The following is a 14,707-nucleotide window of genomic DNA, read 5'->3' on the forward strand; positions in this document are numbered from 1 at the left end:
AGTGCTCCAGTGGGTGGACGACAACGAAGGGTGAACTGGCAGGCTCCAGCAAAGAAACCGACTGCTTCTCGGTCAGAAGTCCGCTGCCCTGCGGGCCTGCTCCACCCGCCTCTGTGCCGCCGCTTCCTTCCAGAGAATGGAACTGCGGTACCTCACGAGCACATCAGCCCCTACGCCGCGCTCTTGCGTCAATGCGAGCGTCACCACCGTTTCGCCAGTAGCCCACGCAGCCCTGGCTTCGAACGGCGACTTCAGCAGTCGGTCCCTCTCCATCGCGACACGCATGGATGTCCCTTCACTGTGGATGGCAGCAGCAGTGCTGTCCTGAGCGGAGCGGACTCCCGAAGCCAGTCGTGCGGACTGATTGAGCGAGTCGCCGATTTGCCGCAGGACATGAAGGGTCTCAAGGTCATCGATGACGGTATCCGTCGTCCTCTCCCGAGCTGGCCTTCCATACTTGCTCGAGAGGAGCCCCTTGATGTCGGCATACGAGCTTCGTGCCGAAGCGAGTGATGGGAGCCACAAAGAGACATCTGAGAGGCGTCCGCCCGCGAACGAGCAGTACACCTTGGCCTCATAACCAGCCACCACGATATCGGCGACCACCTTGCCGTCTTCGACAGCTGCTCTCGGCCCCAGCACAGCGACAACCTCTGAGCGCGTCATCCCCCATCTTGTCGCCTGGAACCCTTCAGCACTCCGCCATGCGGCACCCTGAGTATTCAGGGCGCGAATCGCCGCAAGTCGCTGCGCCCGTCTTTCCCTCTCAGGAGATGCACACCCCATAGCGAGTGGAAGGCAGATGCAGACGGCGATTGCTAGGCGCATGGCTCGATTTCATGTGCCCTCGCGAACTCGGTCAAGCGCCCCCCTGCACCAAGCCAGCCGCGTGCGCTGAAGACGAGGTTCAATGACGAGCCGGGTCGCACCAGACCACCATTGGCCACCGCCAGACTGACGTGGCCTTGCATCAGTGTTGGGAGCCCGCATCTCGGGCCGGACCTGGACAGCCCCGACCAGATGGGGTCTACCTTACCCCAGACGCGGCTCACCGCAGCGCGAACCGTCTTCTGTACGCATCCGGGGTCAGCCCCGTGCGCGCCTTGAACCGTCGCCGGAACGACGTGGTGTCCGCGTAGCCCACGGCCTGCGAGATGTCCTCCACGGTGCGCGGACTGGTCTCCAGCATCCGCCGGGCCGCTTCGACGCGCAGGCGTTGGACGTAGTCCAGCGGCGTGTCCCCCGTCGCCTTCTGGAAGCGCCTCAGCAGCGTCCTCGCGCCCAGGCTCGCGGCCTCCGCCGCCTCCGCCAGCGTCACCGGGCCCTGGTAGTGCGCCTCCAGCCACTCCTGCGCGCGCAGCACCGCCGCGTCCCCGTGGTCCCTCGGCGCCGAGTGCACCGCGTACGGCCCCTGCAACCTGCGCCCCGGCTCCACCAACAACATCTTCGCGCACAACGCCGCCAGCTCCGGTGACGCCTGCTTCGCCACCAGATGCAGACACAGGTCCAGATACGCGGTGATTCCTCCCGCCGTCAGCACGTCGTCCTGGTCCACCAACAACAGCTCCGGCTTGAGCCTCACCCCCGGATAGCTCGCCGCGAAGCGCTGCGCCAACCCCCAGTGCGTCGTCGCCTCGCGCCCCTCCAACAACCCCGTCTCCGCCAACACGAACGCCCCCGCGCACACCGCCGCCAGCTTCGCCCCTCTCGCATGCTGCGCCTTCAACCACCGCGTCAGCACCCGCTCCCCCAACACCTCCTCCAGTCCACCCACCATCGCCGGAACCAACACCACGTCGAAGCGCTCCGCCGGCTCCGGCACCCGCGCCGCCATCAACTCCAGCCCGTGGAAGCTCCTCGCCGGCCGCCCACCCGGCGACACCAGCTCCGCCACGAACGGCTCGGACAGCCCCACGTCCCGGCTCAACAGGTTCGCCATCGCGAACACGTCCAGCGGCCCCATCACGCTGGAGGCCACACACCCCTCCAGCGACAACACCGCGATTCGAGTGGGAGACGACGCCATGGCCGCTTGTCGTTTTCCGCCCGGATTTTGTCAATCCAGGCACTCGTCGCGTGCATCCCGTCTGGTTATTGCCTCCCATGAAGCCCCACCCCATGGAGGCCCCCTTGGACCCCACCACCGCCCTGCTGCTCATCGACATCCAGAACGACTACTTCCCCGGCGGCCGCGCCGAGCTGGACCACGCCGACGCCGCCGCCGCCCAGGCCCGCGCGGCCCTCGACCACTTCCGCCAGCACCGCCTGCCCGTCATCCACGTCCGCCACATCTCCGTGCAGCCCGGCGCCACCTTCTTCCTCCCCAACACCCCAGGCTCGGAGACCCACCCCCTCATCGCGCCCCGCCCCGACGAGCGCGTCATCCTCAAGCACTACCCCAACAGCTTCCGCGAGACGGACCTCCAGAAGCAGCTGGGCGCGCTCGGCATCAAGCACCTCGTCGTGACGGGCATGATGACCCTCATGTGCGTGGACGCCACCGTGCGCGCCGCCGCGGACCTCGGCTACTCCGTCACCGTGCTCCACGACGCCTGCGCCGCCCGCGCCCTCGAGCTCAACGGCGTGAGCGTTCCCGCGCCCCAGGTCCACGCCGCGTTCCTCGCCGCGCTCGGCATGGCCTACGCGAAGCTGGAGGGCACGTCCGACTTCCTCGCCCGCGCGGGGCGCTGACGTCAGAGCTTCAGGCCCTCACGGATGCGCGCGACGACTTCCTCCGGCGGCACCGAGACGTCCACTGGCAGCGCCTGCTCGGGCACCTCCAGCGTCGCCAGCTGGCTGGCCAACAGCTCCGGCGGCATGAAGTGCCCGTGCCGCTGCGCGAGCCTGTGCGCCAGCACCTCGCGCGGCGCGTGCAGGAACACCCACCGCGTCCGCGCCGGGTCCACCTCCAGCCGCTCGCGGTAGGAGCGCTTGAGCGCGGACGAGGCCAGCACCACGTCCTCACCGCGCGCCAGCGAGCGCTCCAGCTCACCACGCACGTCCGCCAACCAGGGCCAGCGGTCCTCGTCCGTCAGCGGGATGCCCGCCGCCATCTTCGCCACGTTGGCGGCCGAGTGCAGGTCGTCCGTGTCGAGGAAGCGCCAGCCCAGGCTCCGCGCCAACGCGCGCCCCACCGTCGACTTGCCGGCGCCCGAGACGCCCATGACGATGACCACCATCCCGTGACGCCTCCTCGATGAAACGTGGACCTCCGGACATGGTGCGACGCCCGCCGCCCGTCCGCCACTGCCTCGCGCGTCGAATGCCCGCTGCTCCACGTCCTCTCTCCCCGGGACTCCGAGCGTCGCACGCCGTGCCCCCCACCTTCCCGAGCAGCCGAGCGCCGGACACACGCACGCGCCGCTGACAAGAGCGCGCACGCCCGCACCCGTTCCGCCAGGTCACTCGCATTGTACCGATGTCACATGGCCATCACCGACGCACAGCCCAAGGATTCCCCGCGACGTCGACCACCCCGGTCGACCCGGCGGGTCCACCCCACGGACGACCCGCCATTCCCCCGCGGAGCACCCTCATGTCGCGCTCGAACACTCCACTGGCCCTCTCACTCCTGCTCACCCTGGCCCTCCTGTCCCCGGGCGCGGCGAAGGCGCAGGAGGTCGAGGCCGGCCACTGCGTCCTCACGCTCGGTCGCATCGACTACAACCCCGCACTCACCTTGCTGCCCAAGAACACCACCATGACCGTGCGCGGCGTGGGCACCGGCTGCGTGGGCGTCAACGTCGCCAGCGGCGAAGAAGTCCTCGAGACCTCGTGGGTCGAGATCGTCGGCTCCCTCACCGGCAACGCCGGGACCCTGCTGTCCAGCTACTACGGAACCATCACCACCACGTACCACTTCGCGGATGGCACCTCCCAGAGCAGCGTCATCGAGGGCTCCTGCGTGCTCGGCGTCTCCGGCATCTGTCCCATCCTCGGGGTCGTCACCAGCGGCGTCGACCAGGGGACGCTCGCCGAGTTCACCTTCATCGCGCCCAGCATCGACATCCTCGGCCCCATCCACACCCTCAAATTCCTCGATGTGGCCACCACCCGGGCCCAGCTCTCCCGGATTCGCTGAAGCCCCCGGCGTCACCCAGACCCCTTCCAAATCCATCCAAGGCCTGGAATCCCGTCCAACGTCGGAGGTCCAGCGCGGGGCCGTCCTCGTACGGCTCCGCGCCTCCTCCGTGCTTGGGAAACGTCAGACCCCAGGGGTACGATTCTCCTCACGGTCGCCGCGATGACACGCGGCACGGAGGGGATATCAGTGGCGGACCTCGCGGACGGTGAGCAGGCGGAGATGAAGGGCTCGGGCGCCAAGCCCTACATCCTCAAGAACACCGGAGGCGTCTACTCGTGTTCCTGTCCCGCGTGGCGCAACCAGTCCATCGGCATCGAGCGGCGCACCTGCAAGCACCTGCGCAAGCTGCGCGGTGAGGACGCCGAAGCCGCCCGCGTCGGCGGCGCCGAGGCCCTCCCCAAGGCCACCCGCGTCAAGACGGCGAAGGAGTCCGAGTCCGGCGAGGACGCCACCGAGAAGGCCCCGCCGCTGCTGCTCGCCCATCCGTGGGAGAACGACGTGGACCTCACGGACTGGTGGATGAGCGAGAAGCTCGACGGCGTGCGCGCGTACTGGGACGGCAAGCGCTTCTGGTCGCGCCTGGGCAACGAGTTCTTCGCGCCGGACTGGTTCACCGCGGGCCTGCCGGACTTCCCGCTGGACGGAGAGCTGTTCGGTGGCCGCAAGCGCTTCCAGCGCACGGTGAGCGTGGTGCGCCGGCAGGACAAGAGCCAGGACTGGAAGGAATTGCTCTTCGTGGTGTTCGACGCCCCGAGCGTGGACGCGGCCTTCGAGCAGCGGCTGGAGCACTGTCGCAAGTGGGTGGATGACACGAAGCCCGGGTACGCGCGGTGGCATCCGCACGAGCGCTGCCAGGGCACGGCGCACCTGCGCGCGGAGCTGGAGCGCGTGGAGGGTCTGGGCGGCGAGGGACTGATGCTGCGTCAGCCGGGCTCGCGCTACGAGGTGGGCCGCTCGCACACGCTGTTGAAGGTGAAGAGCTTCAAGGATGACGAGGCCGTGGTGATTGGCCATGTCGCGGGCGCGGGCCGGCACAAGGGGCGGCTGGGCGCGCTCGAGGTGGAGCTGCGCAACGGCAAGCGCTTCAGCGTGGGCACGGGCTTCTCCGACGCGGAGCGCGCCTCGCCGCCGGCCCTCGGCACGCTCATCACGTTCCGCTACCAGGAGCTGTCCAACGACGGCGTGCCGCGCTTCCCCTCGTACATCGGCGTGCGCATCGACGCGGCGCCCTTCAAGGCGAAGGGCTGAGCCCCGCCCGCACCGACGGGAGGCTTTCCACACGAATCCTCGTGCCCTTCTCGGAGCCCATCGGGCCCGAGTCGCTCGCCTCCATCGAAGGTGAGCGACTCGCATCCCACTCCCGGCGACTACTTCGTGGTGTATCCGCCGTTGACGAGAATCGTCTGGCCCGTCATCCACCAGCCCTCGGTGACGAGGAACCGGATGAACGGAACGATGTCCTCGATGTCGGTGAGGCCCGTCTTGGAGAACCTCGACAGCGCCGCCGCCGTCTTGTGGTAGGTGACCGCGTCCTCTCCCTCCGCCGGGTAGAAGAAGGGCGTGTCCATGGGGCCCGGGCCGACCGCCGTCACGGAGATGCCCCGCTCGCCGAACTCCTTCGAGGCCGCCCGGGTGAAGTGCTCGACGGGGGCCTTCATGCCCGCATAGGTCGCGTAGAAGGGCGTGTATGCCCCCAACAGGGACGTGACGAGCGTGCAGACCTTGCCGTTGTCGTTCAGGTGCCGCCCCGCCTCCTTGAGGAAGAAGAAGGCCGTCTTGGCATTCACCGCGCTCATCTCGTCGAACTCCGCCTCCGTGGTCTCGACGATGGGCTTCTTGAGCACCTTTCCCACGGTATTGATGGCGATGTCCGGCCTGCCCACCGCGGCCCTCGCCTCCGCGAAGAGCTGCTCCATCCCCCGGGCGCTCGTCAGCTCTCCCTGGAGAGCCACCCCCTTGGCCCCCGCGGCCTCGATGGCACGCAGCGTCTGCTCGGCGGCGCTCCTCGCGCTCGCGTCGTGGTAGTGAATCACCACCGCCTTGGCCCCATGTCGCGCCAGGTCGCGAGCCATCAACCCGCCCAGGTTCTTGGCGCCCCCCGCGATGAGGACATTCTTCCCTTCGAGACCATGGATGCTCATGGATGGGCCTTTCTCCAACAAGCGCACTGCCCGTCGGGTGGCAGTGGATGACGGGGCACGTCCCATCACCGCCGCGAGCCTCCGCGCTTCACCCCGCTGCCTCAATGCGCTGGGCGAGCGAGACAGACGTCCCGCAACCGACACGCCCCCGCCCATGCGGGCCAGGCCCCGAGAGCCCCTCTGTGCGCTAGCCGTCATCCCACTCGTGCTGCCCCGGGAGCCACGTCACACCGGCTCCCGCACCCGGTATACAGACAGCTGTCGCCCCTCCCGCCCCCGCGGGAGCCCTCCGAGCGAGGTGACCATGCACTGCGAGCGCTGCCTGTCGGAACACTCCGATGCACTGCCGTGCCCACCCGCCGCGCGTCGTCACGCCACCTCGCGCACAAGCCCCCATCGCCCCATCACGCGGACTCCCGCCCCCTGTGACGTGCGCATCCAGCATCCCCAGGGCCTCGAGGCCCACCGCGTCGAGGTCTGCAAGGGCGGCCTGTTCCTCGGCTGCGAGGAGCCCTTCCCTCCCCTCTTCACGCGGCTGTCATTGACGCTGCGCCTGGACGGCGAGGACTTCACCTGCGAGGGCGAGGTGGTGCGTCACGTCGACACCGCGCACGCCCGCACCTGGGGCTCCACGGCGGGCATCGGCGTGCAGCTCCAACCCACGCCTCCCCGGCTGCGCGAGCTGCTCTCCCGGCCCCACGCCCCAGAGGACGCCGTCACTTCACCGTGAACACCCGCGAGGCGCCGTAGTACGGGCGCACGCGCGCATCCCAGCCGGACTTCCACTCGCCCTCGTGGAGGATGCGGTACGTGCCCGGCGCGGCGTCGCGCGGGATGTGCCACTCCACCGTGACGTGCGAGCACCCCAGCGTGGGCACACAGCTCTCGCGCTCCCAGCGGTAGCGCGTCTCCCAGTCACCATCATCCGCCACGTCCACCCACGCGCCGATGGAGCCCTTGCGCTGCACGCGCAGATACGTCCCCTCCAGGCGCAAGTCGTTCTTCGGATGCGCGCCCCAGAACGTGACCTTCACCGAGTCCCCGCGCGCGTACGACGCCTTCGCGTCCGTGATGACGTCGCCGAACGACACCCAGAGCAGCTTGTCGTCGTACACCACGCCGGGCTGGAGGCTCGCCTGGATGAAGCGCAGGTCCGTGGGCAGGGGCCCCGGAGGAACCGGATGCCCCTCACGCATCCCCACCGCGAGCGAATCGAACCCCTGCTGCAGCGCCGCGAGCGTCCACGGCCCGAAGTGCGTCGACGCCCCCTCGTAGGACTGGCGCGCGTACTCCTCGCGCGTGGCGACATAGCCCGCGTAGTCGTTGGCCAGCCCCACGATGACCACCTCCGTGATGCCCCGGGGCGAGAGCCGCTCCAGCACCGTCCGACGCAGCCGCCGCCCCGCCATCGTCGTCACCTCGAACGGCACCGCCACCAGCGCGAGCGGCCCCACCGTCACCAGCTGCAGCGGCAACACGTCCGGGCTCCACGGGTGCGGCAGCATGGCGCCCATCTCCAGCACGATGGGCTTCTCGCCCTGACACGGCGTGGTGGTGAGCGCGCAGGTGAACTGGCTCCACAGGTCATGGATGACGGCGCACGACGCGCCCTCCACGCCATAGCCGGGCCCGTCCTCCGCGCCCGCCAGCATCGACAGCCCAATCGCCGCGGGACACGTGCGGCGCGGCCTCCCATCCGCGTACTCGGGCGCCACGTCCACCGCGTCCATCTTCACGAAGGTGTGCCGGAAGTCCACGCCCCCCACGAGCGGCGTCGTGGCCCGGGCCCACAGCCGCGCGGCGAAGTCGTGCTGCTTGCGCGCGGACAGCTCCGTGTCCTCGAAGTCGTCGGCCCCACCGCCATTCGTGCCGCCCAGGATGTTGGGCGTGACGTCCCCCGCGTTCGCCTGCGCGAAGGCCGCGACGAACGTGTCCCCCTTGTCATGCGCCTTCTCGAACCAGTACGAGGCCAGTCCCTTGTTGTCCCCGCTGATGAGGTGGTTGTCGTTGCCCATGGACGTCGCGTGCACGGCGAACCAGTTGATGAGCCCCACGTCGCCGCCTTGCGCGCGCGTCAGCCGCAGCAGCGTCATCCGCGTGTCCACGTCGTGGGCGTACCGGGCGCGCTCGGCGGGCGGGTTGAGCCGGTAGGCTTCCGGTGAGCGGTTGCGGCTGGCTCCCACGAGCTCCCCCGCTTCCAGCCGCAGCGTCCCCTCGCCCAGCCGCGAGTGGGCCCGGGCAATCGACGTGACGATGCCGGAGACGATGGCCTCGAAGTTCTGCGGCACGAAGCCGAACGTCGTCAGGTTGTACAAGGTGTGGTGCGAGAAGCCGCCCGGCCCCGAGTGCGTGTGCGTGGCGCCGAGCAGCACGTTGTCATTCGAATACACGGCGCCGAAGCGGGCGCGCAGCCGCTCCACCACCTGCGTCTTCACCGCCTGGAACATCATCCCCAGGTCCGCGCTGACGATGGCCACCCGGCGCCCGTTGCACGGCGAGACGATGACGAAGGCCCGCGAGCGCAGCCGCTGGTGCAGCCCCGCGGTCTGCTGCGAGAGCTGCCCGTAGCCCATCATCCCCACCTCCGCGGCGGGGCCGGTGATGTCCCCCAGGCCCGCGCCCACCAGGAAGCGCGTGTTGCCCTCGCAGTCCCCGGGCCCCGTGCCCGGAGCGGCGCCCCAGGCCACCGTCCCCCAGACCAGGACCCATGCCAGCACCAGCCGGACCGGGTGTACGCGCATGCCTTCCTCCAAGGCGCCCGAGGTCGCCTTCGCCAGGGTGGAGTTTCGTCATAAGGACTCGCGCGTCCGTCCGCCCCCGTCCAGCCACTTCGCGTCGGGGGACGACACTCCGCCCCACCGCCACACGCAATCCGTACTGCCAGTGCAACCCAATGACAGTCACGGAGCCCCCCCCCCGGGCCCCAAGCCGCACCTGACCCGCGCAAGGCATACCTGCGGCAATCCCTGAGACGCCCGCACGTCCGCAGGCCCCGCCCTTATCCGACCAGGAGTCCACACAAGCCCCCGTGGATTCAGGGCTTTCAGCCGCGAACACTCCACCCCGCACTGCGGCGCGCGGATGGAATTATCAGCAGACACTGCAAATCAATAACAGCCAACATTCGTCGCCGGGAATCCCATATTCGGCGGGAATCCACTTTACTGCGAGTGAACCCTCGATATATCCCGGGGCAGCGAAACCCAGCAGCCCCAGCCTCCAGGAGCGAGCCATGAAGCGACTGTCGTATCTGGTTGTCCTCGCGTGCGCGGTGCTTTCCACGACGGCGTCGGCGCAGCTGTCCACGCGCTGCTTCACCGACGACCAGCTCACCACGTACACGCTGTCGCAGGGTCGCAACAACTGGTCCTTCCGGTGCGGCTACATCACCCAGGCCAAGCGGGACTTCCTGAACGCGGAGGGCGAGTACCAGGTGTACGCGAGCGGCTGTTACTCCTTCGCCGCCACGGGCCCGACGGCCACGTGCTCCTTCTTCATCCCCGCGGACGAGAACGCGCCGTGCATCGCCGGGCTGGTGAAGCTGGGCACGTGCGTGACGGGCTGCTACACGGCCAGGGAGAAGGTGTCCTTCGGTGGTGAGTACTGGCCCATCGCGGATGCGTATGCGTCCGGCGTGCGCACGGTGACGGCGCTCACGAAGGACGCTTCGCTGGTGGCGCCCACCACGGGCGAGCAGGCCATCCGCGCCTTCGTCGCCGGCGAGACGGTGGAGGACGTGTTCGCGCTGCAGACGGTGGACGGCCGCCGCGTCGAGGTGACGTCCGAGCACCCCATGGTGCTCGCCACCGGTGAGATGGTGAAGGCCAAGACGCTCCAGGCGGGCGACGTGCTGCTCGGCGTGCGCGGCGAGAAGGTGGAGCTCCAGGACGTCTCCGTCTTCCGCTACGAGGGGACCACCTGGAACGTGCAGCCGCTCAGCAAGGAGAAGATCGAGAACGTGCTGGACGTGGAGGGCCTGCTGACGGGCTCGGTGCGCTTCCAGAACGAGTGGGCGGACGACCACTACCGGCTGTCGGTGCGTGACGAGGCCAGCGTCGACGGCCTGTAGTCCCGCGCACACCCTGTCTGGACCTGCGCGAGGGCCCCCCAGGGGGGCTCGGGTCGGGGCTCTCGCGCTTCATCGTGCTCGTCACCTCACGACAAGGACGCCATGCGAAGCATCCCAGGATGGTCCGCGCAGCCGCTGGCAGGTGTTCTCACACGGGTGGTCTGGGGGCTGTGGGCGCTCGGAGCGCTCGGCTGTGGCCCCACGGTGGAGCCGGAGGGCGCCCTCGACGCGCTCGACGCGCAGTCACACCCGTTCGTGCCCCTGTGGCCCGAGGGTGACTTCTCCGCGCGGGTGACCCGCTACGAGTACGACTTCGCCACGCAGACGGGCGAGGCGAAGTCCACACTGTACCTGGACGTCGCGCCGCCAGGCGGTGACTGCTTCGTGGTGAACGCGCCCCAGGGGCTCACGGGACTGCGCTGGAACGACGCCGAGCCGACCCGCTCGGAGTCCACCGAGCAGGGCATCCGCGTCTGCGGCCGCGGCCAGTTCGCGGGCCAGGTGAAGCTGGAGGCGCGCTACACGGTGCCCCTGGAGACGTACGACTTCACCCAGGTGGGCTTCTCGCGCCGCACGGACAGGGCCGGCAACACCTTCTCGTATCTCTTGAGCTGGGTGGAGTCGTGCGACCGCTTCGGCCCATGCGACGACCGCACGGACCAGCTCACGCAGTACGTCTTCACCGTGAAGCACGCGACGGGCGAGCGGGTGCTGTGCCCGGGACAGCTGACGCGCCCCGACAGCACCACCACGAAGTGCACGCTGACCGGGCTCACCCAGGCTCCCACGTACTCGTCCTTCGCGGTGGCCTCCAATCCCGCGTGGCGCTCGAGCACGTTCACCGAGCAGTCCAGCAAGTTCAAGGTCGTCTTCCACGAGGTGGCCGGCGGCAAGCTCGCCTCGTCGCTGGTGGCCGCGGACGTCAAGGCGTACCTCAACTGGGTCATCGGCGAGCTGGGCCCGCTGCCGTACGGCACCGAGCTGCGCGTGGCGGGCGCGCCCACCGAGTGGCTGGGCGTGGAGCACCCCGCCAACCTCATCCTGCGCGAGGACCTGCCGGACCTCCGGCGCGACTACGCGGACATGACGATGCACACGCTGATGCACGAGGTGGTGCACCAGTGGGCGGGCAACCGCACCACGCTGTCGAGCCCGTTCGACTTCGTGTGGAAGGAGGCCATCGCCGAGTACCTCACGTACCGCTACGAGCGCCTGGGCCGCCCCGCGGGCGAGGCCGAGCAGACGCGCGCGTACTGGGACCGGCTGGCGCGCACCGCCGCGTACTACCCGCAGCCCGAGGACGACCCGGCCCCCGTCTTCCTCTCCTTCGCGTCGGACGTCTACGGCACCGGGCCCATGCTCCTGTTCCTCCAGCTGGAGCCGCTGCTGGGCGAGAACATCGTCCTGCAGGCCATCAAGAACTTCCTGTCCGTCCCCGGGGACCGGAGCGTCGCGGACCTGCGCGTCGCGCTGGAGCAGGCGTCCGGCGAGGACCTGGGGCCGTACTTCGACGCGTGGGTGTACGGCGGCGGAGACCCGGACTGGCCCTTCTTCGAGGTGAGCCATGCGCTGGAGGACGGCGAGCTGACCCTCACCGCCGTCCAGCGCTCCGTGTCCGGCACGCGCTACCCCGTCTCCGTGGACGTCCTCGTCGAGGGCGCCACCGAGCGCAGGCGGGTGACGCTGAACTACGGGCTGTCGCCGCAGTCGGACACGCTGAGCGTGACGGTGCCCTTCCCGGAGCCGGTGGTGCAGGTGACGGTGGACCCCGAGAACCGCGTGGTGAACCGCCGCTTCCTCGGACTCGACGCCGAGCCGGCCCCCCCGCGCTGGCTGTTCTGATTCCTTCAAGGAGTGGAGCCATGAACGGACTTCCCGCCGACAATCCCCGGCCCCCAGCTCCCCGACGCTGGCGATGGATGGGACCGGGCCTCGCGCTCGTCGTGCTCGGGGGCACGGGCCTGTATGCGCTCGTCCATCCGCGCTCGCCCTCCGCGCACGAGCCCGCGCCGACCGAGCCCCGCGCTCCCGCGTCGCATACCGCGCCCCAGGCCACGCGCACGCTGTCGCCGCGCCCCACCGCGCCCACGGCCCGGGCCACGAGCCCGGAGGCGGCTGCGCCCACGGACGACGCTGAGCAGAAGACACGGCGCGAGGCCGCGCGCCAGTCCGCGCGTCAGTACCGGGCCGGGCGCTTCAACGCGTTCTTCCGCAAGGAGGTCTTCGTGGAGGAGCTCGCGCGCGACGGGGCCTCCCGCATCGACGGCCTGCGCAGCGAGCTGGCGGACCCCACCGCCCTGCAGCAGCTCCCCGCCGACGCGCGGTTCATGGAGGACAAGCCGGAGCCCGTGCTCGAGCGCATGGCGATGATCGACCTGCTCTTCGAGCTGGCGCCGGACGAGCCCGCCGCCCGCGACGCGATGACGTCGCTGGCGCTGTCGCCCATCGACAGCGGCCTGTCAGATTCGGTGAAGAAGGGGCTGGTGGGTGAGAAGTACGATTTGCTCTTCCGCCTGGCGCAGGTGGACCGGCAGCTCGCCGTGGACACGTACACACGGCTCGACAATCCCCGGCTCAAGAGCCTCCTGAGGGAGGCGCTCATGGCCGGGCTCGCGGAGTCGGGGGCCAGCCCCGCCGAGGTCCAGCGGATGACCGCGCACCTCTAGTCCGCCATCGGACTGGACCCATCCCCATGGGTCCCGCAGTGCCAGCGCCGTCGGCCTCCGACGACGACACGACACGTCCGTCCCTTTCCGCCCCTGCCGCGCGAGCGCAGGCGTGGGAGGCCCGCACGCGCTGGAGCCATGCAGAGCAGCACCTACCCGCAAGACAAGGAGCGCGTCGTGACTCGGACTTGGAAACTGGGATTGATTGGGGCGTGCTGTGCCATGTGGGGCGCCGCTTGCGGCGAGGCCCCCGTGGACCCGACCCGGGACAACACCCCGGAGACTCGACAGGCCGCGCTGGCGGCGCTGGGCCGCGTGGAGGTCGTCGACGCGGGCCGGGACGGCACCCCGAGCTTCATCCGCGGCACGCTCGGCACCGTGGACCGCTCGCTCGTCTCGCTGAAGGCGGCGGACGCGCTCGCGCCCGTGCTGCGCACCCTGGCCCCGGTGTTCGGCCTGCGCGCCGAGGAGCTCACGGTGCGCAACAGCCGCACGGACGAGCTGGGCTACACCCACGTGCGCTACGACCAGATCCGCCACGGCGTCCCCGTGAAGGGCGGCGAGCTGGTGGTGCACGTGGACGACAAGGGCGTCGTGTACGCGGCCAACGGCTCGGCGCGGGGCGCGGGGGAGCCGTCGACGCTCGCGCGGCTGCCGCTGCACGCCGTCACCGACGCGGCGCTGGAGGGCCTGGACACGCTGAAGGTCGAGGGCGAGCCGCGCTTCGTCTACTTCCTGGGCGCCGAGGGTCCGCTGTCGGCCGCCTATGAAGTGCTGCGCGTGGGCACCCGCGAGGACGCGCCCGCGAAGGACCGCGTCTACGTGGACGCGTCGTCGGGCCGGGTGCTGGACGTGCACCCGCTCATCCACGGGGGACTCAACCGGCGCGTGCACTCGGCCAACAACCAGTGGACCACGCCCGGCACCCTGCGGCGCCAGGAGGGTGGCGGGGCCACGGGCGACGCCCACATCGACCGGAACTACGACCACATCGGCACCACGTACGCCTGCTACGAGACCATCTTCGGTCGCGACTCGTTCGACGACCGGGGCGCCACCATCACCAGCACCGTCCACTACGGCTCCGCGTACGTGAACGCGTACTGGGACGGCATCCAGATTGTGTTCGGGGATGGCGACAACGTGAACTCGGGCCAGCTCGGGTTGGACCTGGACGTGGTGTCGCACGAAATCACCCACGCGGTGACGCAGTACGAGTCGGGGCTCGTGTACCGCAACGAGTCCGGCGCGCTGAACGAGAGCCTGTCGGACATCGCGGCGGCCATCTGCGAGAGCTGGGCGCGCGGCGGGGCGCTGGACGCGGACGTCTGGAAGATTGGCGAGGACATCTGGACGCCGAACATCTCCGGGGACGCGCTGCGCTACATGGACAACCCCACGCGCGACAACTCGTCGCGTGACTTCTACCCCGAGCGCTACACGGGCACCGCCGACAACGGTGGCGTGCACTGGAACTCGGGCATCCCCAACCTGGTCTTCAAGCTGCTCGTCACGGGCGGCACGCACCCGCGCGGCAAGTCGCCCATCAACGTGGGTGGCATCGGCATGAACCGCGCGGCGCAGACCTTCTACTTCGCCGCGACGACCTACTTCACGTCGACGACGACCATGTCCCAGGCCAAAGCCTACACCGTGCAGGCCGCGACGGACCGGTACGACGCCTCGGTCGTGAACTCGGTGCGCGACGCCTGGAGCGCCGCGGGCGTTCCCTGACACGCGGCGCCGA

At 69.7% G+C, this 14,707-nt stretch carries 13 protein-coding genes; 8 read left to right on the forward strand and 5 right to left on the reverse strand.

Features of this window, described 5'->3' with window-relative positions:
• Positions 1-72: 72 nt before the first annotated feature.
• A complete protein-coding gene (locus tag OWM54_RS17760) occupies positions 73-666 on the reverse strand; it encodes a hypothetical protein (RefSeq protein ID WP_223749164.1) in 594 nt (197 codons plus the stop codon).
• 382 nt (positions 667-1,048) lie between these two features.
• Positions 1,049-2,026 carry a GlxA family transcriptional regulator gene (locus tag OWM54_RS17765; RefSeq protein ID WP_267698275.1) on the reverse strand — a complete coding sequence of 326 codons (978 nt, stop codon included), beginning with the start codon at positions 2,024-2,026 and terminating at the stop codon, positions 1,049-1,051.
• 92 nt (positions 2,027-2,118) lie between these two features.
• On the opposite strand from OWM54_RS17765, the gene OWM54_RS17770 reads away from it, so the two are divergent.
• On the forward strand, positions 2,119-2,691 hold the full coding sequence (locus OWM54_RS17770; RefSeq protein ID WP_267698276.1) for a cysteine hydrolase family protein: 573 nt from the start codon (positions 2,119-2,121) through the stop codon (positions 2,689-2,691).
• A gap of 2 nt (positions 2,692-2,693) precedes the next feature.
• Here the strand turns inward: OWM54_RS17770 and OWM54_RS17775 are convergent, their stop codons facing one another.
• Positions 2,694-3,179, reverse strand: coding sequence for a gluconokinase (locus OWM54_RS17775; protein WP_267698277.1), 486 nt, complete (start codon positions 3,177-3,179; stop codon positions 2,694-2,696).
• 356 nt (positions 3,180-3,535) lie between these two features.
• Here OWM54_RS17775 and OWM54_RS17780 point away from each other — a divergent pair, with 356 nt between their 5' ends.
• Both OWM54_RS17780 and OWM54_RS17785 read left to right on the forward strand, forming a co-directional pair.
• Entirely contained in the window at positions 3,536-4,081 is a 546-nt protein-coding gene (locus OWM54_RS17780) for a hypothetical protein (protein ID WP_267698278.1), read from the forward strand.
• Between the two features lie 189 nt (positions 4,082-4,270).
• Positions 4,271-5,332 (forward strand): DNA ligase, encoded by a 1,062-nt coding sequence (locus OWM54_RS17785; RefSeq protein ID WP_223749160.1) that lies wholly within the window; start codon positions 4,271-4,273, stop codon positions 5,330-5,332.
• 119 nt (positions 5,333-5,451) lie between these two features.
• On the opposite strand, the gene OWM54_RS17790 is transcribed toward OWM54_RS17785, so the two are convergent.
• Complete coding sequence (locus OWM54_RS17790; protein WP_223749158.1) at positions 5,452-6,225, reverse strand: SDR family oxidoreductase; 774 nt, start codon at positions 6,223-6,225, stop codon at positions 5,452-5,454.
• Between the two features lie 430 nt (positions 6,226-6,655).
• On the opposite strand from OWM54_RS17790, the gene OWM54_RS17795 reads away from it, so the two are divergent.
• On the forward strand, positions 6,656-6,955 hold the full coding sequence (locus OWM54_RS17795) for a PilZ domain-containing protein (RefSeq protein ID WP_223749157.1): 300 nt from the start codon (positions 6,656-6,658) through the stop codon (positions 6,953-6,955).
• On the opposite strand, the gene OWM54_RS17800 is transcribed toward OWM54_RS17795, so the two are convergent.
• A complete protein-coding gene (locus OWM54_RS17800; RefSeq protein ID WP_267698279.1) occupies positions 6,942-8,966 on the reverse strand; it encodes a neutral/alkaline ceramidase in 2,025 nt (674 codons plus the stop codon). The two genes, OWM54_RS17795 and OWM54_RS17800, sit on opposite strands and share 14 nt — an antisense overlap.
• 491 nt (positions 8,967-9,457) lie before the next feature.
• On the opposite strand from OWM54_RS17800, the gene OWM54_RS17805 reads away from it, so the two are divergent.
• From OWM54_RS17805 to OWM54_RS17820, 4 genes are all read left to right on the forward strand, one after another.
• On the forward strand, positions 9,458-10,294 hold the full coding sequence (locus tag OWM54_RS17805; protein ID WP_223749155.1) for a Hint domain-containing protein: 837 nt from the start codon (positions 9,458-9,460) through the stop codon (positions 10,292-10,294).
• A 102-nt stretch (positions 10,295-10,396) separates the two neighbouring features.
• A complete protein-coding gene (locus tag OWM54_RS17810) occupies positions 10,397-12,136 on the forward strand; it encodes a M1 family aminopeptidase (RefSeq protein ID WP_267698280.1) in 1,740 nt (579 codons plus the stop codon).
• Positions 12,137-12,156: 20 nt separating this feature from the next.
• Entirely contained in the window at positions 12,157-12,960 is an 804-nt protein-coding gene (locus tag OWM54_RS17815; protein WP_223782347.1) for a hypothetical protein, read from the forward strand.
• A 252-nt stretch (positions 12,961-13,212) separates the two neighbouring features.
• Positions 13,213-14,694: a M4 family metallopeptidase gene (locus OWM54_RS17820; RefSeq protein ID WP_267698281.1), complete on the forward strand. Its 1,482-nt coding sequence runs from the start codon at positions 13,213-13,215 to the stop codon at positions 14,692-14,694.
• The last annotated feature ends 13 nt before the right edge of the window (positions 14,695-14,707 follow it).

The organism is Myxococcus sp. MISCRS1, assembly GCF_026626605.1.
Taxonomy (GTDB): domain Bacteria; phylum Myxococcota; class Myxococcia; order Myxococcales; family Myxococcaceae; genus Myxococcus; species Myxococcus fulvus.

Coding starts and splice junctions, on each gene's coding strand:
- OWM54_RS17760 (WP_223749164.1), bottom strand. CDS start 666: ATGACGCGCTCAGAGGTTGTCGCTGTGCTGGGGCCGAGAGCAGCTGTC.
- OWM54_RS17765 (WP_267698275.1), bottom strand. CDS start 2,026: ATGGCGTCGTCTCCCACTCGAATCGCGGTGTTGTCGCTGGAGGGGTGT.
- OWM54_RS17770 (WP_267698276.1), top strand. CDS start 2,119: ATGGAGGCCCCCTTGGACCCCACCACCGCCCTGCTGCTCATCGACATC.
- OWM54_RS17775 (WP_267698277.1), bottom strand. CDS start 3,179: ATGGTGGTCATCGTCATGGGCGTCTCGGGCGCCGGCAAGTCGACGGTG.
- OWM54_RS17780 (WP_267698278.1), top strand. CDS start 3,536: ATGTCGCGCTCGAACACTCCACTGGCCCTCTCACTCCTGCTCACCCTG.
- OWM54_RS17790 (WP_223749158.1), bottom strand. CDS start 6,225: ATGAGCATCCATGGTCTCGAAGGGAAGAATGTCCTCATCGCGGGGGGC.
- OWM54_RS17800 (WP_267698279.1), bottom strand. CDS start 8,966: ATGCGCGTACACCCGGTCCGGCTGGTGCTGGCATGGGTCCTGGTCTGG.
- OWM54_RS17805 (WP_223749155.1), top strand. CDS start 9,458: ATGAAGCGACTGTCGTATCTGGTTGTCCTCGCGTGCGCGGTGCTTTCC.
- OWM54_RS17810 (WP_267698280.1), top strand. CDS start 10,397: ATGCGAAGCATCCCAGGATGGTCCGCGCAGCCGCTGGCAGGTGTTCTC.
- OWM54_RS17815 (WP_223782347.1), top strand. CDS start 12,157: ATGAACGGACTTCCCGCCGACAATCCCCGGCCCCCAGCTCCCCGACGC.